25 protein-coding genes and 1 pseudogene are annotated in these 26,677 nt (G+C 36.5%); 14 read left to right on the top strand and 12 right to left on the bottom strand.

All coding sequences use genetic code 11. The features are described 5' to 3' along the window. Window positions 1-145: 145 nt before the first annotated feature. The 3 genes and pseudogenes from DYR29_RS22890 to DYR29_RS21845 form a co-directional block, all read right to left on the bottom strand. Window positions 146-271: pseudogene (locus DYR29_RS22890) on the bottom strand (class I SAM-dependent RNA methyltransferase); the annotation flags it as partial. A gap of 40 nt (window positions 272-311) precedes the next feature. Further along, window positions 312-734 (bottom strand): branched-chain amino acid ABC transporter substrate-binding protein, encoded by a 423-nt coding sequence (locus tag DYR29_RS21850; protein WP_213278516.1) that lies wholly within the window; start codon window positions 732-734, stop codon window positions 312-314. Window positions 735-763: 29 nt separating this feature from the next. Further along, window positions 764-1,930, bottom strand: coding sequence for a THUMP domain-containing class I SAM-dependent RNA methyltransferase (locus DYR29_RS21845; RefSeq protein ID WP_213278515.1), 1,167 nt, complete (start codon window positions 1,928-1,930; stop codon window positions 764-766). A gap of 137 nt (window positions 1,931-2,067) precedes the next feature. Between DYR29_RS21845 and DYR29_RS21840 the strand changes: the two genes are divergently transcribed. After that, the gene (locus DYR29_RS21840; RefSeq protein WP_213278514.1) at window positions 2,068-2,793 is read left to right on the top strand and encodes a class I SAM-dependent DNA methyltransferase; all 726 of its coding nucleotides are present in this window, start codon (window positions 2,068-2,070) and stop codon (window positions 2,791-2,793) included. Further along, complete coding sequence (locus tag DYR29_RS21835) at window positions 2,793-3,521, top strand: ZIP family metal transporter (protein WP_047423668.1); 729 nt, start codon at window positions 2,793-2,795, stop codon at window positions 3,519-3,521. Before DYR29_RS21840 ends, DYR29_RS21835 begins: the two co-directional genes overlap by 1 nt. 60 nt (window positions 3,522-3,581) lie before the next feature. Here the strand turns inward: DYR29_RS21835 and DYR29_RS21830 are convergent, their stop codons facing one another. Both DYR29_RS21830 and DYR29_RS21825 read right to left on the bottom strand, forming a co-directional pair. Further along, entirely contained in the window at window positions 3,582-4,967 is a 1,386-nt protein-coding gene (locus DYR29_RS21830; protein ID WP_249413564.1) for an OmpP1/FadL family transporter, read from the bottom strand. 53 nt (window positions 4,968-5,020) lie between these two features. After that, complete coding sequence (locus tag DYR29_RS21825) at window positions 5,021-6,130, bottom strand: prolyl-tRNA synthetase (protein ID WP_213278512.1); 1,110 nt, start codon at window positions 6,128-6,130, stop codon at window positions 5,021-5,023. Between the two features lie 144 nt (window positions 6,131-6,274). On the opposite strand from DYR29_RS21825, the gene proS reads away from it, so the two are divergent. From proS to DYR29_RS21795, 6 genes are all read left to right on the top strand, one after another. After that, the gene (gene proS / locus DYR29_RS21820; protein WP_213278511.1) at window positions 6,275-7,750 is read left to right on the top strand and encodes a proline--tRNA ligase; all 1,476 of its coding nucleotides are present in this window, start codon (window positions 6,275-6,277) and stop codon (window positions 7,748-7,750) included. Between the two features lie 118 nt (window positions 7,751-7,868). Then, window positions 7,869-9,197 (top strand): OmpA family protein, encoded by a 1,329-nt coding sequence (locus DYR29_RS21815; protein ID WP_213278510.1) that lies wholly within the window; start codon window positions 7,869-7,871, stop codon window positions 9,195-9,197. 113 nt (window positions 9,198-9,310) lie between these two features. Then, window positions 9,311-10,645 carry an Nramp family divalent metal transporter gene (locus tag DYR29_RS21810; protein ID WP_047423675.1) on the top strand — a complete coding sequence of 445 codons (1,335 nt, stop codon included), beginning with the start codon at window positions 9,311-9,313 and terminating at the stop codon, window positions 10,643-10,645. A gap of 224 nt (window positions 10,646-10,869) precedes the next feature. Further along, a complete protein-coding gene (locus DYR29_RS21805) occupies window positions 10,870-11,409 on the top strand; it encodes a nucleotide exchange factor GrpE (RefSeq protein WP_425394641.1) in 540 nt (179 codons plus the stop codon). Between the two features lie 101 nt (window positions 11,410-11,510). Continuing rightward, a complete protein-coding gene (dnaJ, locus tag DYR29_RS21800) occupies window positions 11,511-12,629 on the top strand; it encodes a molecular chaperone DnaJ (protein ID WP_047423678.1) in 1,119 nt (372 codons plus the stop codon). A gap of 95 nt (window positions 12,630-12,724) precedes the next feature. After that, window positions 12,725-13,405: a DUF4304 domain-containing protein gene (locus DYR29_RS21795; RefSeq protein WP_213278508.1), complete on the top strand. Its 681-nt coding sequence runs from the start codon at window positions 12,725-12,727 to the stop codon at window positions 13,403-13,405. 169 nt (window positions 13,406-13,574) lie between these two features. On the opposite strand, the gene DYR29_RS21790 is transcribed toward DYR29_RS21795, so the two are convergent. Then, window positions 13,575-14,459 (bottom strand): DUF808 family protein, encoded by an 885-nt coding sequence (locus DYR29_RS21790; RefSeq protein WP_213278507.1) that lies wholly within the window; start codon window positions 14,457-14,459, stop codon window positions 13,575-13,577. Between the two features lie 155 nt (window positions 14,460-14,614). On the opposite strand from DYR29_RS21790, the gene DYR29_RS21785 reads away from it, so the two are divergent. The 3 genes from DYR29_RS21785 (at window position 14,615) to DYR29_RS21775 (ending at window position 17,528) form a co-directional block, all read left to right on the top strand. Beyond that, complete coding sequence (locus tag DYR29_RS21785) at window positions 14,615-15,091, top strand: tetratricopeptide repeat protein (RefSeq protein WP_249413563.1); 477 nt, start codon at window positions 14,615-14,617, stop codon at window positions 15,089-15,091. Between the two features lie 123 nt (window positions 15,092-15,214). After that, complete coding sequence (locus DYR29_RS21780) at window positions 15,215-16,606, top strand: serine hydrolase (protein WP_213278505.1); 1,392 nt, start codon at window positions 15,215-15,217, stop codon at window positions 16,604-16,606. A 52-nt stretch (window positions 16,607-16,658) separates the two neighbouring features. After that, window positions 16,659-17,528: an alpha/beta hydrolase gene (locus DYR29_RS21775; RefSeq protein WP_213278504.1), complete on the top strand. Its 870-nt coding sequence runs from the start codon at window positions 16,659-16,661 to the stop codon at window positions 17,526-17,528. A 330-nt stretch (window positions 17,529-17,858) separates the two neighbouring features. On the opposite strand, the gene DYR29_RS21770 is transcribed toward DYR29_RS21775, so the two are convergent. From DYR29_RS21770 to DYR29_RS21750, 5 genes are all read right to left on the bottom strand, one after another. After that, a complete protein-coding gene (locus tag DYR29_RS21770) occupies window positions 17,859-18,554 on the bottom strand; it encodes a DedA family protein (RefSeq protein ID WP_213278503.1) in 696 nt (231 codons plus the stop codon). A gap of 86 nt (window positions 18,555-18,640) precedes the next feature. Next, window positions 18,641-19,753 (bottom strand): peptide chain release factor 2, encoded by a 1,113-nt coding sequence (gene prfB, locus DYR29_RS21765; protein ID WP_213278502.1) that lies wholly within the window; start codon window positions 19,751-19,753, stop codon window positions 18,641-18,643. 124 nt (window positions 19,754-19,877) lie between these two features. Continuing rightward, on the bottom strand, window positions 19,878-20,372 hold the full coding sequence (locus DYR29_RS21760) for a hypothetical protein (protein ID WP_213278501.1): 495 nt from the start codon (window positions 20,370-20,372) through the stop codon (window positions 19,878-19,880). A 16-nt stretch (window positions 20,373-20,388) separates the two neighbouring features. Continuing rightward, window positions 20,389-21,495, bottom strand: coding sequence for an NAD(P)/FAD-dependent oxidoreductase (locus DYR29_RS21755; RefSeq protein ID WP_213278500.1), 1,107 nt, complete (start codon window positions 21,493-21,495; stop codon window positions 20,389-20,391). Between the two features lie 57 nt (window positions 21,496-21,552). Further along, window positions 21,553-22,908, bottom strand: a complete 1,356-nt coding sequence (locus DYR29_RS21750) for an ATP-binding protein (protein WP_213278499.1) — start codon at window positions 22,906-22,908, stop codon at window positions 21,553-21,555. A gap of 116 nt (window positions 22,909-23,024) precedes the next feature. Here DYR29_RS21750 and DYR29_RS21745 point away from each other — a divergent pair, with 116 nt between their 5' ends. From DYR29_RS21745 to DYR29_RS21735, 3 genes are all read left to right on the top strand, one after another. After that, on the top strand, window positions 23,025-23,927 hold the full coding sequence (locus DYR29_RS21745) for an ABC transporter ATP-binding protein (RefSeq protein WP_213278498.1): 903 nt from the start codon (window positions 23,025-23,027) through the stop codon (window positions 23,925-23,927). 2 nt (window positions 23,928-23,929) lie between these two features. Then, the gene (locus tag DYR29_RS21740) at window positions 23,930-24,775 is read left to right on the top strand and encodes an ABC transporter permease (protein ID WP_213278497.1); all 846 of its coding nucleotides are present in this window, start codon (window positions 23,930-23,932) and stop codon (window positions 24,773-24,775) included. 120 nt (window positions 24,776-24,895) lie between these two features. Continuing rightward, a complete protein-coding gene (locus DYR29_RS21735) occupies window positions 24,896-25,531 on the top strand; it encodes a hypothetical protein (RefSeq protein WP_213278496.1) in 636 nt (211 codons plus the stop codon). Between the two features lie 32 nt (window positions 25,532-25,563). Here the strand turns inward: DYR29_RS21735 and msrB are convergent, their stop codons facing one another. After that, window positions 25,564-26,661 carry a peptide-methionine (R)-S-oxide reductase MsrB gene (gene msrB / locus DYR29_RS21730; protein ID WP_213278495.1) on the bottom strand — a complete coding sequence of 366 codons (1,098 nt, stop codon included), beginning with the start codon at window positions 26,659-26,661 and terminating at the stop codon, window positions 25,564-25,566. Window positions 26,662-26,677 lie beyond the last annotated feature (16 nt).

Below are 26,677 nucleotides of genomic sequence, written 5' to 3'. Positions count from 1 at the left end.
AGTTTTAAAAATTTGTGATAAAAATATAATAAATAACCTAAAAAACATCACAGATAATAATATTTAAAAGATAATTGATATAAAGAAGCCCCTCCAGACTTGAAAGGGCTGTATCCGTGTTTTTATTTATCTTCCAATTTATGTACTTTTTCGTTCCTTTATACATTTCGTACTGTAAAAATCTCGTTTCCAGCTTTCCGTTGAAAAGTTTGATCTTTCTTGAAGGGCTTAAACCAATTTTCTCCAATGTTTCTAAGTCTGAAGAGATTATTCAAGCCATACAACTTCTTTATATTTTTACTTTAAAACATCTATATAAACCAACCACATCTGAAATAGCCATACATTACCACAGAAATAAAGAAAGCAATTACCGAACAACTGAACAGGAGCAGTTTAAAGATATTCTTAAAATAGTAGAGCTCCATCACATGTAATATAAAAAACATTACAAATGAAATCACAACTCCTATTAAGGAAGTTACAACCAAAGTTTGTGTATAATTTTCTGCTGGCAACGGATCTTTAAAAACAATCAGAAAAAAGAATGCTGTAACTGCAATAAGCCCAGCACTGACTTTCTCTGTAAAATATTTAGATCTTCCTGAACTCTTTTGTTGTGGCTTCTCATCATAGTTCAGGTTTTTTCTATCAGAAGTTGAACGTGAATCAGAACCAAATAGTTCCAATACATTGACAATTATTTCAAGTCCATCAAGAAAATTCCAGGCCATTAGTTTATTATTCTAAACGATACAAACTATTATTTATTTTCCTCCAGCTTATGCACTTTCTTCGTTCCTTCATACATTTCGTACTGTAAAAATCTCGTTTCCAGCTTTCCATTGAAAAGTTTGATCTTTCTTGAAGGACGCAGACCTATTTTCTTCACCGCTTCAAGATCAGAAGAGATCAGCCATGCTAATGTATTCGGATAATTAGTTTTGAAGGTATCTCCGATTTTTTTGTAGAAATCATCATCATTAATGGAAATTCTCTCATCGTATGGAGGGTTAAACACCATCAATAAAGGGAAAAGTTCCTTTTTAGAATCAAAGAAGTTTTGTTTTTTAATCTCAATAACATCTTCCATTTCTGCCGCTTCTACATTCATTCTTGCAGCGTTCAGCATTCTTGCATCAATGTCATACCCAACAATTTTTCCATCAAACTGTCTGACTCTGTTGATTCTGAATTCTTTAATTTTTGAGAACAATTCTGCATCATAATTATTCCAGTTCTGGAATCCGAATCTCTTTCTGAAGATCTGAGCCGGAAGATCCATAGCAATCATAGCCGCTTCAATCAGCAATGTTCCGGAACCGCACATAGGATCAAGGAAATTACCTTTTCCGTCCCATCCTGCCAGCTGAAGCATTCCGCTCGCCAGCACTTCATTGATAGGAGCTTCTCCCTGTTCTCTTCTGTATCCTCTTTTAAACAAAGGATCTCCTGAAGAATCCATTGAGATCATCACCAATTCTCTGTCAATATGAAGATGGAATTTAATATCCGGATTTCTTGTTTCTACATTCGGACGTCTTTTGAATTTTTCCTGGAAATAATCCACGATCGCATCCTTCATCTTTAAAGTCACAAACTGTGAATGTTTGAAGGTTTCAGAGTTTACCGTGGCATCAATAGAGAAAGACTGGTCTACATCCATGAAGTTTTCCCATTCAAATTTGAAAAGTCTGTCATAAAACTGATGCTGGTTGAAAGCCTTGAACTCATGAATGGGCACCAAAATTTTCAATGCTGTTCTTGCAGAGTAATTGATCTTGTAAAGAAAACCCAGATCTCCTTCACAATTTACCGCCCTGTTTTTAATTTCAACATTCCTGCCTCCCAATTTTTTGATTTCTTCTGCCAGAATCTGCTCCAATCCGAAGAATGTCTTTATCTGTATTTTAATATTTTCTGTATCCATAAGTATGAATTAAAAGATTTAAAGCTTTAATAATTAAAAGATTAGCCCTCCAACTTCTTGTCCAATTGAATTTTTCAATCTCTTAATGTTGTAAAATACTTTGCTTTTAACCGCACAAATTTAGTTATTTTTGCATTATGGAATGGTTTGAATCTTGGTTTGATACCCCTTATTATCATTTACTTTATAGCAACAGAGACTATACAGAAGCTGAAAACTTCATTAAAAAGCTCACAGCGGACCTTCAGCTTCCGCCTCAGTCGAAAATCATAGATCTTGCCTGCGGTAAGGGAAGACACTCTGTTTTCCTCAATAAATTAGGATATGATGTTTTGGGACTGGATCTTTCAAGACAAAGTATTGAATCTGACAAGCAGTATGAAAATCAAACCCTCCTTTTTGAAGTTCATGATATGAGAAACCCAATTGATGCAGACCCGATGGATGCTGTATTCAATTTATTTACAAGTTTTGGGTATTTTGATAATGAAAATGATGATAAAAAAGTATTCCAATCGGTTTACAATGCATTGAAGCCCGGAGGATATTTTGTGCTGGATTATCTGAATGAAGAGTATGTAAGAAAAACTTTAGTTCCTGAAACAACAATCACCCGCGGTGATATAGATTTCAGAATTCTTAAAAAGATAGAGGGCAGACATGTCATCAAAGATATCCGTTTTGAAGCAGACGGTAAGCCTTTTCATTTCTTTGAAAAAGTAAAGCTTCACACATTAGAAGCCATTCATGCTTATGCTTCGGAATGTGGTTTTGAAAGAATAAAAATCTGGGGAGATTATCAGCTGAATGAATTTAAAAAAGAAAATTCCCCGCGTTGCATCAATTTATTTAAGAAAAAATAATGACAACAGTACTTTTACTGATTTTAAGTGTAATTACAGGAGTATTCCTGGGAAAACACTTTGGTAAAAAAGAAAAACTGGCCAAAAATCTACTGATATTAAGTGCCGGTTTTTTAATTACAATCTGTCTCAATGAAGTTTTCCCTCAGGTGTATACCTCTGCAGGAAGCAGTAATCTTGGGATATTTGTAATTGCAGGAGTTCTTCTGCAGATGATTCTGGAAGCTCTTACCAAAGGTTTTGAACATGGGCACTTCCATCATCATAATGAACACAATATTCTTCCTGTTGCTTTAATGGTGGGATTATTCATCCATGCTTTCATTGAAGGTATCCCTCTTGCCAATGAAGAGCACGAGATGTCACCTTATCTTTGGGGAATTGTATTTCACAATCTTCCTATTTCATTTATTCTGGGAGCATTTTTATTCAACAGAAAAGGAGAATCAAAAAGTTCTTCATCTTATCCTTCTATTCTCATTGTAGCCTTATTTGCCCTGGCTTCTCCAATGGGAATGTTATTAGGAAACTATTTCAATCCTGATCTTCAGCCCTATTTTCTGGCTATCGTGGGAGGAATTTTCCTTCACATTTCATCAGTGATCATTTTTGAAAGTAATAAAAATCACAATATTGACTGGGTAAAAATCGGACTGGTTGTTTTAGGAGTCTCACTTGCATTGATGATGCATCTCTTCCATCAGCATCCCGCTGCTCATTCTCATTAAAAAATAAAAAAGCTCCGGAACTTTCCGGAGCTTTTTTATTGTATATAGCTTATCTAAAGCTTAGAATTTCCATCCTACTGTAAGGAAGAAATTGTTTCTGTTATTTTTAACCTCACTTGCTGCATACGCATCGCTTTCAAAGATGTTATTAGCAGAATAATAAGATGAATCAGAGTTTCCGTCCATATATCCTCTCATAAAAGGGTTCGTGTACTTAGATGAGATATTCTGATAAGATGCATCTACATAGAATGATTTGAAATCATAACCGATACCAAAAGAAAGTGTATTTCTGTCACTTAGCATCATGTTGCTGTACGATTGATCTCCTACAGTACCTGCATCATTAAATCTACTGATCGTAAGGGCATCAAAAGGACTTGACTGGTAAGCATAACCTCCTCTCAGTCTGAACTGCTGTACTCTATACTCTGCTCCTACTCTTACTTCAGAAAGGTTTTTGTAATTCTCCTTAAAGAAATCATTCAATGATCTTTCTGCGCCGCCATATACTTTATAATCAGGCTTTGTAAGTCCAAGGGTATAGTCTACGTTCAAAGAGAAGTTTTTACTTGCTACAAATGCAGCACTCACTGTCGCTTTAAGCGGTGAAGTAAACTTTCTGTTTTCAGCACCCATATCGTCCCCGTAAACAGGATCGTTATAGAAATAATAATTCCTGTCTATCGTCCAGAATGTAGGAGTTTCAAGAGATGCTCCCACTCTGAAATTAGGACTTAGCTTTCCGATAACCCCTAATGAAGCAGAAAACCCTGAAGATCTTTCTGTATAAGGAGTATCCTGCTTACTGAATCCTTCTGTAGAATTGTTGGTAAGGTTTCGGTAAAATAAAGTATCATATTGATCAACTGAAGCGTTGAAAAAATTGAAACCTGCCCCTAAATATAAATTATGATTGTAATTCGCTCCTACCCCAAAACTCATCTTTGACAAATTACCATATCTTTCATAAATATGTCCTGCCAATGATGCATCCTTGGTTATATCATCTTTATCAAAAGCGTAAACAACATTGTTGTTACCTGGTGACTGGATTACATTATCAAGAGACTGGTTGGAGAAATTAATACCGATATTAATAAACTTCCAAGCCGTTTCTGTCATCAGCGGGAAAGCAATGATCCCTCCTGCATTTCCAAGATCTCCCTTGGTTTTGCTGTAGTCTATGGTAGATCCAGCTAAAGAGCTGCTGTTCTTATTGCCTAAAATAGATAAAGTTCCTGAAACCTCTCCTGAAATAGCTACCCCTAGACCTGCCGGGTTGGTAAGCAAAGAGTTTGCATCACCACCCAGTGCACCATTAGCTCCAGCCATTGCATTGAACTTAGCCGATCCCACCATAGGAGTACTTGAGTAAACATCCACGGTATTTCTTATCACAGAAACATCCTGAGCCTGCGCATAAAATGCAGCAGAAATACTCATTAATACTAAAGATTTTTTTAACATTATTTTTTAATAGTTTATTCGTTTGAAAATTATCTGAATCCACCTCTGCCTCCCCCGCCGGATCTCATTCCGCCACCGCCGCCAGAAGAACCGCCTCTGAAGCCGCCTCCACCTGAGTTGAAGCCGCCGCTAGATCTGAAACCTCCTGAATCATTAGATCTGAAGCCTCCACTATTGTTGTTTCTAGGCTGTGATTGCTGATAATTATAATTAGGTCTTGTCTGTGGTGCAGTATTACGGAATCCACCATTTGAATTGGAGTTTCTAAAACCACCATTTGAGTTGGAATTTCTGAAGCCGCCGTTATCTGTGTTTCTAAATCCGCCGTTACTATTTCTGAAACCTCCATTTGAGTTAGAATCTCTGAAACCTCCGTTATTTCCGTTTCTGAAACCACCATTAGTATTTCTGAAGCCTGAATTGGCTGTGTTGGTTCTGTATACTGCGTTGGCTACACCTGTATTCTGGAATCCTCCTCCACTGGCACCGCTTCTTCTGTAAACAGGTCTGTTGTAGTATCCACCACCCCAGTAACCGCCTCCGTATCCCCAATAAGGGTTTCCGTAACCGCCCCAGAATGGATCATAATATCCACCATATCCCCAGTATGGACTTCCCCATCCGTAAGAGCCTCCCCAGCCCCATCCGAATGATCCGCCCCAACCCCAGGACAAACTTGCACCCCAGCCCCAGCCGCGGTTCATGCCCCAGCCCCAATATGGGCTGTAGCCACCATACCATCCCCAAGGAGATCCCCATCCCCATGAGTTGTCATAGTAGTTCGTCTGAGAACCTGCATAAAGTCCCCAGTCTGAATCAGTAGCGTTGGAGTTCCAATTAGTATTGGTACCACTCCAGTCATTATATCTGTTTTGCTGTTCTCTGGAATTCGCCTCTGCATTTTGAATAACATTGGAATCCTGATAGTAGTCATAATATTCTCCTACTCTGTTTCCGCTATCATTGATGATAACTCCTTCAGGTAGCGTATCCTTATTGGGGTCGTAATACACCCCATCCGTCTCGCTATACCCTCCCATCTGAGCACCACAAGACACAAGTAATAATCCGCCTGATATTGCCAACACCCCTTTGGATCTTAGCAGACCAAGCAAATTTTTATGTATATTTCTTTTCATGATAACGTAAAAATTTTTAATTTAAATTATATTTGCAATCTGTACCAAAAATGTACCAAAATACTGGTAAAAAAATCTATCAAAAATAGATTTTTATTTTTAGATAACAATAATGTACAAAAGTTAAAAAAATTTTAAAAAATAATGGCAAAATTAACCTCAAGAAGCGAAGATTACAGCAAATGGTATAATGAGCTGGTTGTAAAAGCTGATTTAGCTGAAAACTCAGGCGTGCGTGGATGTATGGTGATCAAACCGTATGGCTATGCAATCTGGGAAAAAATGCGTGATGAAATGGATAGAAAGTTCAAAGAAACAGGTCACGTTAACGCATATTTTCCGCTTTTTGTGCCCAAGAGCTTGTTTGAGGCTGAGGAAAAGAATGCAGAAGGTTTTGCAAAAGAATGTGCTGTTGTTACTCACTACAGATTAAAAACCGATCCGGACAATCCATCCAAACTGATTGTAGACCCGGATGCGAAACTGGAAGAAGAGCTTATCGTTCGTCCTACTTCAGAAGCTATTATCTGGAATACATACAAAAACTGGATTCAGTCTTACAGAGACTTACCGATACTGATCAACCAATGGGCGAATGTTGTTCGTTGGGAGATGAGAACACGTCTTTTCTTAAGAACGGCAGAATTCTTATGGCAGGAGGGCCACACTGCTCACGCAACAAAAGATGAAGCTGTGGAAGAAGCAGAAAAAATGAATAAAGTATATGCAGATTTTGCAGAAAACTTTATGGCAATGCCGGTAATTCAGGGGTTAAAAACACCTTCTGAAAGATTCGCTGGAGCTGATGAAACTTATTGCATCGAGGCATTAATGCAGGATGGAAAAGCTTTGCAGGCGGGAACATCTCACTTCTTAGGACAGAATTTCGCAAAAGCATTTGACGTAAAATTCACCAATAAAGAAGGGAAAATAGAACATGCATGGGCTACATCATGGGGAACATCAACCCGTTTGATGGGAGCTTTGATTATGACCCACTCTGACGATTTCGGATTGGTACTGCCTCCTACCCTGGCACCGATTCAGGTGGTGATTGTTCCGATCTTTAAAGGAGAAGAGCAGTTAGAGCAAATCAGTGAAGTAGCATTGGATATTCAGGCTAAACTGAAAGCAAAAGGTATTTCTGTAAAGTTTGATAATGATACTCAGAACAAACCGGGCTGGAAATTTGCAGAATACGAATTGAAAGGAGTTCCTGTAAGAATCGCGATGGGACCAAGAGATCTTGAAAATAAATCTGTGGAAATTGCGAGAAGAGATAATCTGACAAAAGAAGTACGTTCTATCGAAGGTCTGGATTCTTATATCGAAGATCTATTGAAAACAATTCAGCAGGATCTTTATAACAAAGCTCTTGAATTCAGAAAAGATAATTTTACGAAAGTAGATACTTACGAAGAATTCAAAAAAGTTCTGGAAGAGAAAGGTGGTTTCATCTATGCTCACTGGGATGGTACAGCTGAAGAAGAAGAACAGATCAAGGATGAAACGAAGGCTACGATCAGATGTATTCCTCTAGATGATGATGTAGAAGAAGGGATTTCATTAGTTTCCGGAAAACCTTCTAAGAGACGTGTGTTATTCGCAAAAGCTTATTAAAAATTTTAATGATTTAAAAAAAAATCATTAAAATTTAAAGAAATATTCAAAAAAAAGTGACATTTGGACGGATTTTTGTTTAAATTTATCTCAACATTAATCAAAAAAATTTATTATTATGTCTTTAAATGTCATTGATTTAATTAAAGGACAATTAGGTCCCGCTTTGGTTTCACAGGCTGCCTCGCAGTTTGGAGAAAGTGAATCCGGTATTTCTAAAGCAATCGGCGGATTATTACCTGCAGTAGTAGGAGGATTAGCCAATAGTGCAGATAAGCCTGGCGTTGTGGATGCTATTACACAAGCCTCTTCAAGTGGAATTTTAGGGAATTTATTAGGTGGTTCGTCCAGCAACCCTATTATTTCTAACTTGTTGTCTTCAATTTTTGGAGATAAAGTAAGTGGATTAGTTAACTCCATTGCTAGTTTTTCAGGAGTAAGCAATACCTCCGCCAGTTCTTTGTTAAATCTGGTGACTGGAGCTACAGTAGGCACAGTTGGAAAATACGCAGCAGACAATAATTTGGGTGCTTCAGGTATTTCCAGTTTACTGAACGATCAGAAAGGCATTATTTCTTCCTTATTGCCGGCAGGTCTGTCTTTGGCTTCCTTTGGATTAGGAGCTGAAAATTGGTTTGGTCAGGCGAAGGAAACAGTTTCTTCGGTAACTTCTACCGCTAAAGATAACATCGCAGAAGGTGTAGCTACAGCAAGAGAAAATGTTTCAGAAGGAGCTAGAGAAGTGAGAGAAAGATTTGAAAATAATAACAATAATAATCAAGGCGGAGGTTCAATCTGGAAATGGTTGCTTCCGCTTTTACTGTTACTGGCAGCCGGGTATTTCTTGTGGAAACAGTGTGAGAAAAAACAGACCACTACCACCACTACTGTTACGTCTGACTCTGCAACAACAAGTACTACTACAGATACCGCTGCAACAGGAACTGCAACACCTGTTCCGGCTACTGCTAAAACCGACGAAAATATTGATCTTAACGGTGTGATGTTAAAAGGTTACAAAGGTGGTATGGAGGATCAAATGATTTCATTCCTTAAATCCGGTGGTTACAAAAATGCAGCTGATGATTCTGCATTGAAAGATAAGTGGTACGATTTCGACCATGTTAATTTCAAAATGGGAAGCTCTACTGAACTTGAAGCAGGTTCACAAGGACAATTGGATAACCTGGTAGCTATCCTTAAGGCTTTCCCTGATGCAAAAATCAAAGTTGGAGGCTATACTGATAAAACAGGAAACGAAGCTTCTAACGTAAAATTGTCAAAAGCAAGAGCTGAATTTATCAAAGCTGCTTTAGCTAAAGCTGGCGTTGGTGCACAGGTAATTGCTGCAGACGGTTACGGAAGTCAGTTTGCTAAAGTAGATGCAAAAGCTTCTGATGCTGAAAGAGCTGCAGACAGAAAAATGGCTGTAAGATTTGCTAAATAATCTTTAGATTCAATAAAAATTAGATCCCGGGAAGTAATTTCCGGGATTTTTTTGTACCATGATTTCTCTGTTTACATTTATTTAATTAAATTTGTTAGTCATTTCTAACATTTATGAATTTCAATATAAAGAACGCCTGGCGAAAAGATAAAACATCTCATTCCTTATCAGAGGTTTATTCATCTATCAAAGTTCCTAAAAATGCAAATTTCTGGAGAAAATATCTTGCATTTGCCGGACCGGGACTGATGATTGCCGTAGGATATATGGATCCGGGAAACTGGGCTACAGATATTGCAGGAGGAGCTCAGTTTGGGTATACCCTGCTATCGGTAATTCTTATTTCCAATATTTTTGCAATGGTTTTGCAGCATTTATCCGTGAAACTGGGAGTTGTTGCAGAAAGAGATCTTGCACAGGCCTGCAGAGATCACTTCAGTCCTACTACCAATTTTATCCTCTGGGTATTTTGTGAAATAGCCATTGCCGCCTGTGATCTCGCCGAGGTCATTGGTTCTGCGATTGCATTAAACCTATTATTTCATATTCCGCTAACGTGGGGAATTGTCATTACAACAGTTGATGTTTTAATTATTCTCTTACTTCAGGCCAAAGGTTTCCGATGGATTGAAAGTATTGTAGGAGGGCTTATATTCATTATCCTCGCCTGTTTTGTCTATGAAATTGTTATTTCTAAACCTGCTTTCAATGAGATTCTGGGAGGATTGGTTCCTCAAAAGGAAATCATTCAGAATCCCGCAATGCTATATATTGCCATCGGGATTTTAGGTGCCACCGTAATGCCCCACAACCTGTATCTGCACAGCAGTATTGTACAGACCAGAGATTATACCCGGGATACGCAAGGAAAAAAAGAAGCCATAAAGTTTGCTACCCTGGACAGCACAGTTTCATTGATGCTGGCATTCTTCATTAATGCTGCAATCCTAATTCTGGCAGCGGCCACCTTCCATACGACAGGTAACGAACATGTTGCTGATATTCATGATGCCTATAAAATGCTGACCCCTATTTTAGGAGCTTCCATGGCAAGTATTGCATTTGCTATTGCGTTATTGGCATCCGGACAAAACTCAACATTAACCGGTACGCTTGCAGGACAGATTGTAATGGAAGGTTTTTTAAATATCAGATTAAAACCATGGCTGAGAAGGCTTATCACTAGACTTATTGCTGTAATTCCGGCACTTATTGTTGCTATCCTTTATGGCGAACAGGGAACAACCGAACTATTGGTTTTAAGTCAGGTTATTCTATCCATGCAGCTAAGTTTTGCTGTTGTCCCATTGGTTATGTTTACCAATGATAAAGCGAAAATGGGTGAATTTGTCAATAAACCGTTTCTTAAAATCTGCGTGTGGGCAATTTCCATTATTATTATTGTTTTAAACCTGTATCTGTTGTATCAAACGTTTACAGGAAAATAAAAAATACAATTATAGTTTTTGAACTGACTATTGGACATTGTTAAGTGAATGGTCAATAGTCAATTTTTGTTTTACAAAGTCAATTTTTAAAACTACACACTTACAGATTCATAAGCAAAGCGGATTGATTTATTCACCATTTACCTTCACTCATTTTTCTGCCTTAATGTCCTGATTTCATATTTGGCAGGCTCTTTGTCAAACAAACAGTAAATAAATATTGAATTATGGAAAACCAGGATATTAACGAAGAAAGCATCAATAATCAGGAAGAAAACAACGTTCAGAATGACGCAACGTCTCAGGACAATGTGACAGCTACTCCTTCTGCAGAAGAACTTTTGGCAGAAGAAAAAGACCGTTACATCAGATTGTACGCTGAATTTGAAAACTATAAAAAAAGAACAAGCAAAGAGAAGATGGAATTCTTCCAGTATGCCAACCAGGAGATGATGGTTTCAATGTTAGGGGTTTTAGATGATTTTGAAAGAGCATTAAAGGAAATCGCTAAAAACGGAAACCCGGCTGACCTGCAAGGTGTAGAGCTTATCTATCAGAAATTCAAAAATAAACTTACCGAAAAAGGCTTAAAAACAATGGAAGTAAGAGCTGGTGACAGCTTTAATGTTGATTTCCATGAAGCGATTACTCAGATCCCTGCTCCATCGGAAGATTTGAAAGGAAAAATCGTAGACGTTATTGAAACAGGATATACTTTAGGCGATAAGGTAATCCGTTTTGCAAAAGTAGTAACAGGAAATTAAAATTCAGAAATGATAAATGATGAGTGATAATTGATGAATGTTTCACTTATTAGCTTTACAATATCTTTTATCATTTATCAACAATCAATTATAAAATTGTCATGTCAAAAAGAGATTATTACGAGGTTCTTGAGATCAGCAAATCTGCATCCGCCGACGAAATAAAAAAAGCATACCGTAAAATGGCCATCAAATTTCACCCGGATAAAAATCCTGGTGATAAGGAGGCTGAAGAAAAATTTAAAGAAGCTGCTGAGGCTTACGAAGTTCTGAGCGACGATCAGAAACGTGCCAGATACGACCAGTTTGGTCATGCCGGAATGGGTGGAAATGGCGGTTTCGGAGGCGGAGGCTTCGGAGGCGGAATGAACATGGAAGATATTTTCAGCCAGTTTGGAGATATTTTCGGTGGTGGTTTCGGAGGATTTGGTGGCGGCGGTGGAGGCCGTCAGCAGGTAAAAGGTTCTAATTTAAGAATCAGAATCAAGCTGAACCTTGAGGAAATGGTAAATGGTACTCAGAAAACCATCAAAGTAAAGAAAATGAAGATGGCAGAAGGTGCCACTTCAAAAACATGTCCTACCTGTAACGGTTCCGGTGTTCAGTTAAAAGTAATGAATACCATGTTTGGTCAAATGCAGACTCAAACTACATGTAGTACTTGTCAGGGAATTGGAAAAGTTGCTGACAAAATTCCTGCAGGAGCCAATGCACAAGGTCTTATCAAAGATGAAGAGGAAATCACAATCAATATCCCGGCAGGAGCAAGAGACGGAATTCAGCTTAATGTAAGAGGAAAAGGAAATGATGCTCCATTTGGTGGAATTCCAGGGGATCTATTGGTGATCATTGAAGAGGAAGTAGATCAAATCATCAAGAGAGAAGGCGATAATCTTCATCAGGAACTGTATGTTTCTTTTGCTGAAGCTGCTTTAGGAACGAAAAAAGAAATTCCTACCGTAGGCGGAAAAGTAAAAATTACCGTTGATCCGGGAACTCAGTCCGGAAAGATCTTAAGATTAGCAGGAAAAGGACTTCCAAGCATCGACAGTTACGGAAAAGGAGACATGTTTATCCATATCAATGTGTGGACGCCACAGAAGCTTACGAAAGACCAGAAAGACTTCTTTGAAAAGCAGATGTCCAGCGGAGAAATGGTTGCAGAACCATCCGGAAAGGAAAAAACTTTTTTTGATAAAGTAAAAGATTTATTCAATTAATATAAGAGAGGCTTTTTAAGCCTCTTTTTTTATTCTCTTTTATTTTCTATACTTTTATTCTTTATTTGATCGACTCAAAATACTTCTGGAAACAAATGGATACAAGAACAATATTTTTAAATGCCTGTAACGAAATTGCCACTCAACTTGATGGTTTCAAAACGCTTGAAAAAGGACAAAGACTTAAGAAAGTATCCCTTGATAAAGATATCTATTTTGAGATTTATTTTCAGTCGAGTTTTAGAAATGATTCTTCATCCATTAAACTCCTACCTCACATTAGTATCTATTCTAAAATTTTAAAGAAATGGCAGATAGAGCAAACTAAAAATGAATATTCTCAGGGATTAATTTTTGGAAATCAAATAGGTTATTTAACTCCCTATAATAATTGGAAAGAATGGAATTTAGCAGGGCTATCTTATGAAAAATCAATTATTGAAATCACAGAAAATATAGAAAAATATATACTTCCAATTTTCGAAATTTTTAATTCTAAAAAAATCGCCATCGAGTTTTTAAAGAATAATGGAACAAAGTTTAATCAATGGTCAGAAGATTCTATTTCTCCTTTAGATTTCTTTCTATGTTTTTCAGAAAAAGATACTACTGAAATTTTTTTAAACAATTTTGTAAACAGTTGCCCATATAGAGGGAAAATTCTTAAACTTTACGAGAAACTAGAAACGGAAAATAAAATTGATCTCAATTATTCTGAATTTCATGGCGCCAATACAATTAAATTAGCCTACATGAATGGGTTGAAAATAAAATAAACTTACTCCAAACTATAACTTAATAAGGGATAAGAATCTCAGTAAATGCCTATGCAAAAACGAGTATGACCTTTAATAAGTCAACTGATCAATTCTCCCTATTTATTAATAAAAAATCCTGTACTCTATTGAATACAGGATTTTTTGGTTATTTAATTCTAATTCTGTTTTATTTTTTTGTTGCTAAAGAATAGATTCCTTTTCCTAAAGTGAAGACTGCAACCGCTGCCAATCCGCCCGCAACTCCAAGCGTAAGCTCTTTCAAAACATCCGGCCAGGTTGGAAGTATGCCATGAAAAAATTCCACTCTGTGTAGAAAAATTCCCCCGGCAACCATTATTAAAGCAATTGTTCCCACGACTCCTAATATTTTAATAACAATAGGTAAAGCCTTCACTAATAGATGTCCAAGCCTCCCGAAAAAACCTTTATCATTACTTTTTTTAATTAATTTAAAGCCCGCATCATCCATTCTTACGATCAAAGCTACAATTCCATAAACTCCAACAGTCGCAATAAATGCCACCAGGCTTGTTACTAAAATCTGTGTAATGAAAGGATGACTTTCTTCCAGTACGGTTCCTAAAGCAATAATAACGATCTCGATTGATAAGATAAAATCTGTTGTAATTGCCGATTTTACTTTCTGTTTTTCTATTTCTTCAGAACTTTTTTCTTCTTCTACAATTTCTTCTATAACTTCATGCCCTTTTTTGTCACGATGAAAAAGAAATTCTATTATTTTTTCAACTCCTTCAAAGGCCAGGTAGAATCCTCCAAGGATCAATACATAATTAATAGCCGGAGCATACAACCAATTGAGTAAAAAAACGATAGGCAAAATGATCAGTTTATTGATAAAAGAACCTTTTGTAATTGCCCATAAAACTGGAATTTCCCTTGAAGAAAGAAAGCCAGTGGCTTTTTCCGCATTTACAGCCAGATCATCTCCTAAAATCCCTGCTGTCTTTTGTGTAGCAACCTTACTGGTAACCGCTACATCATCCATCAATGCTGCAATATCATCCAAAATTGCAAAAAAGCCTGATGCCATATTTTAATAATTTTTTAATCTTTGTTAAGTCTAGCAAAAATAAATATTTAATTCCGTTTTTAGATTCATAAACTGACAATAATTTTGAAAATTATAAGAATGATTAAACAATGCTCAGCTTTCAATATTTTGTATCTTTGTTTAAAATCTATCCAATGGATGAAAACTGGGAAACCCAATTACAGAGTATATGGCTGAAACTCGGAACAATAAGCAATGAAGAGTTTATTCACCAAATTAAAAATCATACAGAATTACTAACGGATTCCCCGGCCATTGCTGATTTTGAAAAAGCCTGTGCTTTTGATTCCACAGGACATGAAAAGGAAGCAGAACCTCTGTACAGATCGGCATTAAATAAAGGATTAACCGGTTTAAGAAGGAGAAGAGCAAGAATCCAGCTGGCAAGTACCTTAAGAAATAATGGAAAGATAGAAGAAAGCATTCATATTTTAAGGGAAGAAAAAGCTAATTATTCTGACGAACTGAATGATGCAGTAGACTCTTTTTTAGCGCTGTCCCTTTCTTCAGCGGGAGAATACAAAGAAGCATTATCACTTACCCTGAAAGCAATTTCAAAACATTTGCCCAGATACAATAATTCTCTGAGCCACTATGCTGAAAATCTATAGTTTACCAGACAATTTCTCAGATAAATTATGATGTTCCCGACAGCTGCCTTATGGATAATAAATTATCTACTAACAACATAACAAAAATCTGCTTACTTTTAACCGTTTTTAAAATCTGATACTATGCAACGTCAATCCTCTGTTTTAGCCTTACTATGTTCTATTATTATGTTAAGCATATTCTGTTCTCTTTTAAAAGCCCAGACTGAAACGAATATCAGCACTATTGATCAGGAAAAGAAAAAGCAGGAAATAGACAGTATCATAAGAGCATACGCAGCTATCAATAAATTTAATGGAACGGCTTTAATCCATTATCAGAATAAAATCATTTTTGAAAAGTCTTACGGCTGGCAAAACGCAGAAAAAAAGATACCCAATCAGAACGGAAGTGTCTACCAGATTGCTTCTTTGACCAAATCTTTCACAGCTCTAATGATTATGAAATTAAGTGAAGAGGGAAAACTTTCTGTACATGATCCTATCTCAAAGTATATTCCTGATTATCCAAGAGGAAAAGAAATCACGATAGAACATCTGCTTACCCACACTTCTGGTATCTATGAAGTATTGCAAAACAAGGAATATTTCAGCCTGCTTCACACCGGAAACAGTATTACCAAAGATAAAGAGCTTTCCTATTTTAAAAACGAACCTCTGGCTTTTGAACCGGGTACTCAATTCTCATATACCAATTCAGGTTATATTCTGCTGGGAATTATTATTGAAAAATTAACGGGCCTTTCTTATGAAGATGCGATAAGAAAAAACATATTAAATCCTCTGAAGATGACTCACACCGGCTTTAATTATCTGGCTCTGAAAAGTCCATACAAAACAGTTCCCTATTCATATATTTCAAAAACAAAACAGGAAAAAACAGAAGTCTGGAATTCTACATTAACGGGCCCTGCAGGACAGATCTACAGTACTGCTGAAGACCTTTACAATTATTATAAAGGATTAAGAGATTATAAAATCGTATCCAAAGAAACATTTAAAAAGGCTACAACACCTTATTTGAGCGGCTATGGTTACGGATGGTTTATTGATGATCTGTATGGTAAAAAACTCATCAACCATGGTGGAAATATAGAGGGTTCTACAAGCTATTTTGCTATGCTTCCTGAAGAGGACCTCAGCATTATCCTTCTGAATAATATCACGAGTAAAAAGCTGGAAAAAGCAGGGAACACTATTCTAGCAGTCCTTTTAGATCAAACCTATACTCTTCCCCAGCCTAAGAAAGAAGTCACTTTAAGTACTGATTTACTTAAAAAATATGCCGGTAATTATAAGCTTTCGGACGACAGTATTATTCATATTCTTTACGAAAACGGTCAGCTCTTTATTCAGAGCAATACTATTCCCAAAGTGAGAATGCTGGCTGAAAAAGAGGATGTATTTTTCCTTCAGGATGATGACAGCGAAATTTCTTTCATTATTAAGAAAGGAGAAAAAGATGTTATCAGCATCAAAAAAGGACTTTCATCAAAAACCGCTGAAAAACTTTAATATTCTGATATCTATCATTGACAAGACATCAATTTTTTTGTAAATTTAATTAATGAAAAAGCTCATTCTCAGGTATCATTTTTTCGTAATGGGATGCTTCGGTTTTCTGCTGCAGTCCTGCAATACGAAGTTCAGAGTCTGGGTAGGTCCCGGAGGCCAGCAGAAAATTTACAATTTAAAATACGGTGAGCATAAAAGACAAAAAATGGATGTCTTTCTTCCCAAAGATTATGCTGAAGATTCTCCTGTGGTTCTTATCGTTCATGGCGGTGCCTGGACTTTAGGTAAGAAGGAACACATGATACAGGTTCAGAAAATGCTTTTTGAAAACAGAATTCCAAGTATCAATATGAACTATCGGTTGGTTTCTGCAAAGAAAAAAATCACTTATAAGCAACAGCTTGAGGATATTGGCCTGGCGATTGAAAAATTCAATTCTTTAACGGAAAAAGCAGAGCTTCAGCCTAATAATTATATTCTTCTGGGAGAAAGTGCCGGCGGACATCTGGCTCTACTTTACGGATATCAGCATTCCGATCAGATCAAAAAAATTATTTCTCTGAGTGGACCAACAGATTTTTACAGCTCTGAATATCTTAAATCTTTTTATTCCAAATATACTTCTCCCACTTTTCAAAAGGTGGTAGGTAGTAAGTTTGACCGGAAAAATGTTTCTGAAGCTTTCAGAGAAGCAAGTCCTATTGCGAATATTACCAATGTTCCTACCCTCCTGTTTCAGGGTAATAATGATTTTTTGGTCAATCAACATCAAGGGATTGCCATGGACTCAGTGCTTACCCAAATGAATATTCCGCACAAGTTTATCTTTATGAAAGGAGCAGGCCATGCGCCAAGGTTCTTCAGTAAAAGAAAAAGAGACAGCATCATCTATCCCAATATTCTGGAATGGATTAAAAAATAGCTATTATTTAATGCAATAAATAGTTAAACTACTATTTTAAACAATTCGTTCATAAGAATCTTTTAGTATCCAGCATAAAAAATTTTTGTCTGGTAGATGTATTTAAAAACGCTACGTTCACAAAGAAATTTTAAAACTTATAATTCTATCGTTCGCAAAGACACTTCTTTCAGCAAAATAGATTACTTAGCTAAGTGAAGCGCCTCTGCGAACGAAAAGTAACGGATCATAATAATAACCTTGCGAGCTTTGCGTGGTAAAAAACATTTCTCATACATAAAAAAGCCGCCTCATTTCTGAGACGGCTGTATATTTTGATTGAATTATTTTTTATTCAGAATCTTTGTTTTCATATTTGGAGAAATCATCCTTTTTTCCGAAAACAAACTTAATGATCACCGGAAGTGTTGTCACCAAAACAATCACAATAATGATATATTCCAGCTTCTCTTTCAGGTTGATTCCAAACTGTTCCATAAACAGTTTATCCAGATAATGTCCTGCAAAGATCAAAATGAACGACCATAGCACAGCACCAATAATATTATCCCTTAAAAACTCCTTTTTATCCATCTTCACAATTCCTGCTACAATGGGGGTAAAAGTCCTTACAACAGGTAAGAATCTAGCCATAATAATTGCTAATGCTCCGTGTTTTTCAAAGAAGTCATGAGCCTGGTAAAGGTATTTTTTCTTGAAAAGCATGGAATCCGGTCTTTTATATAAAGCAGGCCCGGCTTTTCTTCCGAAATAATATCCTACTTCATTTCCAATAATAGCGGCAAGAGCTACTCCTGAAGCTAATAATGTAGTATCTAAGAAATCGCTTCCTGTAGATCCAAAAGTCTCTTTGATGATTTCAACAGCATAAATACCCGAAACAAACAAAAGTGAATCTCCAGGCAGAAAAAAACCTACAAAAAGACCTGTTTCGGCAAAAACAATGAATAAAATAAGCCAAAACCCTCCCATTTTAATATAAAATTCCGGGTTTAATAAATCCTTCCAGCTATTGAAATCTTCCATAAATATCGATGAACAACAAAAGTAAGCCTAAAATATCTGAAACAAAAATTAATTATAAGATTTTAACTAAAATTCAAACATGATTTTTATAAATCGAGATCATCATCAGAAACTGCGGTCCCATCGGCCATCAGGAATGCTTTTAAGAATGGAGTAAGGTTTCCGTTCATTACCGCATCCACATCTGAAGTTTCATGACCTGAACGCACATCTTTTACCAATTTGTATGGGTGCATTACGTAATTTCGGATCTGGCTTCCCCACTCGATCTTCATTTTATTGGCTTCTATCTCATTTCTTGCCTTCATACGCTCTTCCAGTTCCATTTCGTATAGTCTCGAACGAAGGAGCTGCATTGCTTTTTCTTTATTCTGAAGCTGAGAACGGGATTCTGAGTTTTCAATGATAATTCCGGTTGGTGCGTGACGAAGACGTACAGCAGTTTCTACCTTGTTTACGTTCTGCCCTCCTGCTCCGGAAGACCTCATCGTTTCAAACGAGATATCAGCAGGGTTAATATTAATCTCGATCGTATCATCTACCAAAGGATAAACATATACGGAAACAAAGCTGGTATGGCGTTTCGCATTGCTGTCGAAAGGCGAAATTCTTACTAAACGGTGCACCCCATTTTCACCTCTTAAATATCCAAAAGCAAATTCTCCTTCAATTTCCAGGGTAACCGTCTTCACACCTGCTACATCACCTTCCTGAAAGTTCAGCTCACGTATTTTATATCCTTGTTTTTCTGCCCACATGGTGTACATTCTCATCAGCATAGCCGCCCAGTCGCAGCTTTCTGTACCTCCAGCCCCAGCGGTGATCTGAAGTACAGCAGAAAGCTCATCTCCTTCATTGGAAAGCATGTTTTTGAATTCAAGGTCCTCAATTTTTTCTACCAATTTTGGAAAGGTCTCATCCAGTTCTTTTTCAGAATCCGGATCTTCTTTAGCAAAGTCCACTAAAACCTGTATGTCTTCAAACTGCGTCTGAATTTCATCATAGCTTTCTACCCATTTTTTCTTGGAACGAAGCTGTTTTAGGAATGCTTCAGCCGTTTTCGGGTTGTCCCAAAATTCAGGAGCTGCTGTTTTTTCATCATCATTGGCAATTTCTATCTTCTTTTTTTCAATCTGAAGGTATCTGTGTAAGTCTTCAATCCTGGATTGAACTTCTTTTATCTGGTCGTTATTAATCACGAATTTTTCTTTTTACAAAAATAAGGAATTCTTTTAGAGTGGAGTATTTTGAGTTTAAAGTTCCGGATTTAAAGTTTTGAGTTCGAGTTGAAGTTTTATTAAGGTTTCATAAATTAATCAGAACTCACGATTCTCTGATGATTTCGGCTTCAAAGCTTCTTTTAAGGTATTCTTTTGATTGTTTACTTTCCGATTTGAACCCTACCATAGTTAAAGCATAGACAAACAAGAGCATAAATAAAGGAAGAAAAAATTCTACAGATATTTCTTTTGCTCTTATAACTCTTATAGACACACCTATGAAGAAAATCAGGGCAAATGAACACCAAACTATTAAAAAAAAGGATACAAATGCATGTAATGAAAAGGTTACCTGAATTTGTGTCCCATCATTGTCATTGTGGATTCTACCATTTATTTGAGGAAGAAAAGAATTTCTGTATTGAATAACTTTACTGATTTCAAAGCTATTTTTATTGACGGAACCTTCATAATCCTTCATGGAATTCCTCCCTAAACCGAATTTTTTGGGTTCTACAAAGCCGGAAAGTCTTGTTAAAACTTCCTGTTCAGATAAATTTGTTTTGTAAGTAATACGTTCGTAAGGTAAGTATTTCATTGTACACTTCGTTATTTTAAATCATATCAGCCATTATTTCACCTATCTTAGGAGCCAGGGCCACTCCCATCCCTGAAAGTCTTACCGCGCAAAACTGTCTTTCTGAAAGTTGTTTTACAATGGGTGATTTTTCATCGCCCATAGCCATTATTCCTGACCAGCGGAGTGCTATTTTAAAGTCTTTATAGGGAAGAATAACTTCTTTTAAAAAATTTTCCAAATGATTTTGTAAAAATTCTGTCGTTTCAAAAGCCGTTGTTTCTTCTGTTTCAAAATCTTGATTTCTTCCACCACCCAATAACACCCGGTTTCCGAGATTCCTGAAATAATAATACCCTTCATCATAGTGAAAAGTTCCTTTCAGCTTCAATCCTTCTATGGGTTCTGTCAGAAGAATCTGTCCGCGGGCAGGAACAATATTTTCTTTTTCCAGGAACGTGGAAGTGAAAGCGTTGGTACAATAGATTATTTTATCTGCTTTTACAGAAAGATCATCAGAAAGGTAAACCGCAATCTCATTAACTGTTTCTTTAATATTTCCAACTTCTGTTCCAAATAAAAATTCTACTTTCAGCTCATGACACTTTTCAAGCAGTTTCTGCAACAGTTTTCCGGAATGCAGACTTCCTTCACAGGGGTTTTCAATCAGAAATGCAGATTTCCACAACCCGAATTCCTTTATTTTGTCCTGTTTCAGAGTATATGTTTGATCCAGACCGGTTATTGCTTTCAGCTTTTCATTAACGGTATCAATATGGGATAAAGGTTCTTCATTATTTACAACTTCATAGCCTCCGGTAAGTTCAAAATCAATTTCTTCATTTTTAAAATAATGTTGAATTTTCTGAAGTCCGTCAAATCTCATTTTAACAAGTTCCAGCGTTTTTTTCCAGCCCATTTTCTCTGAATCAGCAATAACTTCGGTAAGGCTTCCGAAACAGGCAAACCCGGCATTTCTCGTTGATGCTCCCAATGGAATGGTATTCCGCTCCAGGATGAGAACAGATTTTTCGGGATACTTCTCCTTAATGGATATGGCTGTCCAAAGCCCGGAAAATCCGGCACCAATGATAATGATATCTCTTTTCCTGTAGAAAGTGTCCAGTTCCCAGATGCTGTTCATGAGTAATGAGCAATGAGTAATGAGTAATTATTCTATAAACTTTAAATCTTAAACCACCTAGCCTTTATCTTTCTCCTCCTCATTATGCTGGAATCCTATAGCTCTTTGTGGTTCTTCAACAACTCTGTAGGTTTCCAGTTCGCTCTTCAAGGCCTGAATCCTGAACTTAAAATCATCAAAATTATTAATAATGGCATCTGCAAGGAACCTGGCTACCTGATCCAGATATTCTTCGGTAAGTTTTGAACCTGCATCTCTTAGTGCCCCGTTCAAAAGATTCTGATCAATCTTCAGCTTTTCATTTCTGGATCTTTGATAGAGATTTTTAATTCTTTTCTTTAAGCTTTGGGTGAAATCGATCAGCATTGTGTTGCTGAATGCTTTCATCTTTGAAGATATTTCATGCCAGAAAGGGATTTTATCTGCTTTGTTATTTTTAAGTATTTTGTAAAGTAAAGAGTCTTCTTCCAATCCTCTGGTCATAGCATATAAAATGATTTCTGACCGCTCTGAAGCGTTGGGAGGAAAGATCGGGATCATGACATCAAATCTTCCCGGAGCAAGAATTTCTTCGTCAATTTCTGAAACTGAATTGGCAGAACCAACCATTAAAACTCCTTCTTTTTCAAATTTTCCGATATAATGAAGAATAAGTTCCTGAGCTTCAAGATTACAGGAAGCAACATCTGTTTCTGCTCTTCTCTGCATCATAATTTCATCAAAATCCTCCATAAAGAGCAACATTTTATTTTCCTTCATCATATTCAACAGAAAATCACTGAAATTGGTTTCATTTCCGTCAATCAGCGAAGTGCTCAAATAATGTTTTTTGACTTCTTTAAACTGATATCCAATGATTTCAGCAATCTTATTCGCCCAAAATATTTTACCACTTCCCGGAGGGCCATACAAAATAATTCCTGCAGGCTTGTTGATCCCCCAGTCTTTGATCTGCTGCGGATTCAGGAATGGTTCCAAAACAGTAGAGGTGTAAAAGAACAGATCCCTGTATCCTATAAAATCTCTTTGCTGCAGGCTGGTTTTGTGCCCGAAATAATCGTAGACAAACTGGTAATTCCCTCCCAATTTGTTATCAATTCCATAGCTGGAGATAGAAGATTTGAAAAACCCGTTATCAAAAATATTAAGGTTATTATCTTTAATTACCTTTTCTACCTTGTCTTTAGGCTGGTTGATGACTTTGGCAATCTGCTCCAGAGTTTTATTCTTATCCAGATCTTTTTCGTATAATCTTAAAAAGTCTACATTTTCCCGGGCAAATTTTTCAAAATCTTCTTTTACTTCAAAATTCGTACTGATACAGTCTACCAATTCCAGATCGAAATCCTGTATAAACTGTTTTATGGCTTCTGCAGAAACATTGAGTTCTTCTGCCAGTTCAATTAGCTTCATAAGTCTTGATTAATTCTATCAAATTTAATGTATTTACCCATAAATTAATATTGATTTATGATAATTCTGTAACATCATCTAATTTACATAGACTACTACTATGTAAAACAAATTACATGGAAAAGATTTTATCAGTAAAAAATTTAACGAAAAAATTCAAAAGAGTTGTGGTCAACAATATCTCTTTTGACGTTGAAAAAGGAAATGTTTATGGGCTTCTGGGTCCGAATGGAAGCGGAAAATCCACTACTTTCGGGATGCTGCTTTCAACCATCAATCCTACCAGCGGAGACTGGTTCTGGTTTGGTAAAAAAGGAACTGATCCGGAAACTTTAAAAAGGATCGGAGCGATTATCGAACAGCCCAACTTTTACCCTTATTTAAGTGCAGAAACCAACCTTAAAATTGTAGCAGAAATTAAAAATGCTCCTTATTCAAGGATTGATGAAGTCTTGAAAACCGTAAACCTGTTTGAAAGGAGAAAAGATACGTTCAAAACCTTTTCTCTGGGAATGAAACAGCGTCTTGCTATTGCTTCAGCGATGCTGAACAACCCTGAAGTGATGATCTTAGATGAACCAACCAACGGACTGGATCCGGAAGGAATTATTCAGATCAGGGAAATTATTAGTGATATTGCCAAACAGGGAATCACGATCATTATTGCCAGCCACCTTTTGGATGAAATTGAGAAAATCTGCAGCCATGTAATTGTATTGAAAGAAGGAAACTCCATCTACTGCGGAAGAGTAGACGAAATGACTTCCAACAACGGATATTTTGAATTGAAAGCAGATAATAATACACTTCTTTTCAACACGTTGAATGAGCTACCATGGTTTAGTTTCGTCAATCAGGACAGAGACTATATTAAAGCTCAGATCCGTGATGATGCATCAATTTCTGCTTCGGCACTGAATCAGAAACTGGCTGAGAAAGGGATTTTCTTATCTCATTTGGCCAAGAAAAAACTATCTCTTGAATCTCAATTCCTTGAACTTGTAAAAAACACCAATTAGTCATGATAAAATTATTAAAACTGGAATACTACAAAAATTTGAACTATAAGCCGTTCAAAGTTTTTACAATATTATATTTTGCTATTCTTATTGCTTTGCTTTTCATCGGATTGGTTGATTTTGATATTTTCGGAGGAACCATTAACTTAAAGGAACAGGGGATTTATAATTTCCCGGAAATCTGGAACTTTACCACATGGATTGTTGCTTTATTGAAAATTTTCCTGGGACTGATTATTGTTTTCTCTATTTCGCAGGAATTCAGCAACCGGATGTTTAAGCAGAATACGATTGATGGATTAAGCAGAAAAGAATTCATCACTTCAAAACTACTTACGATAAGTATTTTCACGATTGTTTCAACATTGATTGTATTGGGTATTACTATATTCCTTGGTTATCAATATTCAAATACAAAAGAATCTGCAAAGGTTGTTGCTGAGATTTTCTTCATTGGAAATTACTTTGTAAAACTGTTCACTTTCTTCTGTTTCTTAATGTTTCTTTCTATTTTACTGAGAAAATCAGTGTTTGTATTTCTTGCTCTTTTTGTCTTCTGGATTGGAGAAGGAATTTTAACTGCTGTGGAAGTATTCTCAAAAGTAAAAGGGATGCAGGGGCCACAAAGAAATGAAATTCTTCAGAATGACTTTTTCATCACGCATCTTTTACCGTTGGAAAGTATGTCCAGTCTTATTCCTAATCCGATGATGAGATTAAATATGGCTAAAATGATGGGCGTAAAATATGAGTTCCACTACCCTACAGAAAGTCTTATTGCATGTCTGGCATGGTCTGCTCTATTCATATTCGGATCATACTGGATTTTGAGAAAAAGAGATTGGTAGGTTTCAATGATTAGAATTAAAGATTGAATGATTTAAAGATTCAAAAAAATTAAAGTGGTTCGTTTCGGATCACTTTTTTTTGGCTTAAAATTTTCATTAGGTTTCGCTAAAAAACTAACCATGAAAAAAATATTCTACGTACCTGGATTAATCAGTGCCATACTGATTCCCGTTCTGTTTTGGTATTATGGAAATCAGAGGGTTCATCCTCCATATACGGTAATGGATCTTGGGCTTCCTGCGAAAGTCAGGCCCAATAGAGCTTTTGACAATACTTTTGAGCCTTATAGAAATTGGAATTATAAAAAGATTGTTGTAAAGCCTAATACAGCTCTTCAAAATCAGAAATTCTATGTTTCTCAACTTAAAGAACTCCAAGCCAGAAATAAAAAAGAGTCAGGAATTGAATTTGTAATCAACGATGAAAACAGTTATCAGGATTTTATAGCTCTAATTGATGCTATGACCATTTCCAAGCAGGATACATACGGCGTTGACATGGAAAAAACAGGCCATTTTTTTGCCGTTCATTTTTATAAAGATCCTAACAAAATTGAAAGAAGTTATCATGGAGATGGATGTACAGTGTACTTTGATGATGTGAAAAAAAAGCAAATCAATTTTATGGATATTGATGACCTGGCAGAAAAGCTCCCGGAACAATCATTCTACCTGATCTTCGGATTCTTATTTCTCTTAAATATCTCCATGTTAAGCATCAAAGAAAGATTTCAACTTATCATTAATTCAAAATAAAAAGGCTGCCAAATGGCAGCCTTCCTTTCACATTACTTTTTATCTAACAACGGAAGATATTTTCCGTATCCTTTTGTTTCCATTTCAGCTTTTGGAATAAATTTCAGCGAAGCACTGTTGATACAGTATCTAAGTCCTCCTTTATCTGTAGGACCATCTGTGAAAACGTGTCCTAAGTGAGCATCACCGGTTTTACTTCTTACCTCTACTCTGGTCATTCCGTGGGTACGGTCCATTTTTTCATCAATCAAAGCCTTTGTAATCGGTTTTGAGAAACTTGGCCATCCACAACCGGATTCAAATTTATCTGTAGAGATAAACAAAGGTTCTCCTGTGGTAATATCTACATAAATTCCTTCGCGGGTTTCATTCCAGTATTCATTCTGAAAAGGTCTTTCTGTTCCGTTTTCCTGAGTAACATTATACTGTTCTGCAGTCAGTTTTTCTTTTAAAACTTTTTTATCCTGTTTTTGATAGCCTGGCTTTGGAAGCGGATTGGCTTTTTTTGCCATTTCAAAAAGTCCCGGTTCAATATGGCAGTAGCCTCCCGGATTTTTATCCAGATAATCCTGATGGTAATCTTCTGCTCTGTAGAAGTTTTTCAATGGAATAGTTTCTACCAATAAAGGCTTATTATAGTTTTTTGCCAGTTTCTGAACTTCTTCTTTTACAATGGCTTCATCTGTTTTGTTGGTGAAATAGATTCCTGTTCTGTACTGGTTTCCTCTGTCATTTCCCTGCTGATCTTTGCTGGTAGGATCAATGGTTTTAAAGTAAAGGTCAATTAACAGTTTCAGATCTACCTGCTCGGGATCATACTTCACTTTCACTGTTTCAACAAAACCTGTTGTATGGCTTACTACTTCTTCATAGGTAGGATTTTGAGTATTCCCGTTGGCATAGCCTACATCTGTTCCTACAACTCCACGAATCTGTTGAAAAAAATGCTCTGTTCCCCAGAAACATCCCCCTGCAAAATAAATCTCTCTAACGTTTTTGTTATCCATAATTTTCTCATTTTCTTTTTTTATTTCCACTACATTGGGCTTCGTTTTCTTGAAAAGCCCCGATCCCGCAGCAAATACTGCTATACCCAGAACAATTCCGAGTACAATTAGTATATTTTTCATATTTACCTTTTTTTTA

The sequence above is a fragment of the Chryseobacterium indologenes genome, from assembly GCF_018362995.1.
GTDB classification, from domain to species: Bacteria; Bacteroidota; Bacteroidia; order Flavobacteriales; family Weeksellaceae; genus Chryseobacterium; species Chryseobacterium indologenes_G.
Note: the sequence above shows the minus strand (reverse complement) of the source record. Positions and strands in the feature narration are given on the sequence as shown.